The following is a 488-nucleotide window of genomic DNA, read 5'->3' on the forward strand; positions in this document are numbered from 1 at the left end:
CCACTTCTTGCGAAGTGTTCTTGTCAGCATGATATACATTGTTAAAGAGCAGCTGTTCAATGAACAGTGATAAAGCGGCATTCTGTAGCTATAACAACACTTATAGCGACTACAGTGCAGCGACTTATCAATGGTCACGAAACGTTCACAAACGGTATTTAAGTTAAAAAGTAGTACTAAATGGTGGAGCCAAGCGGGATCGAACCGCTGACCTCCTGCGTGCAAGGCAGGCGCTCTCCCAGCTGAGCTATGGCCCCATCTAGTCACTCACTTAGTCACATTCACCTCTGGCCAATTTTATTTAGCGCAAGGCATTTTATGACGACGCATAGCCTGCTATGCGAGTTATAAAATAACGCAGCGATAGATAAAATTTGGTGGGTCTGGGCAGACTTGAACTGCCGACCTCACCCTTATCAGGGGTGCGCTCTAACCAACTGAGCTACAGACCCAAGAGGGGATCGTGCTTTTACCGTTTGCTCTATATC

The 488-nt window shown here is 46.5% G+C and carries 2 tRNA genes; both read right to left on the reverse strand.

What is annotated here, in order from left to right:
• Positions 1 to 181: 181 nt before the first annotated feature.
• A tRNA-Ala gene (locus ACT3UM_RS24205) sits at positions 182 to 257 on the reverse strand.
• 118 nt (positions 258 to 375) lie between these two features.
• Positions 376 to 452: transfer RNA gene (locus ACT3UM_RS24210), tRNA-Ile, on the reverse strand.
• Positions 453 to 488: the final 36 nt, after the last annotated feature.

The organism is Halomonas sp. AOP13-D3-9 (assembly GCF_052379125.1).
Taxonomy (GTDB): Bacteria; Pseudomonadota; Gammaproteobacteria; order Pseudomonadales; family Halomonadaceae; genus Vreelandella.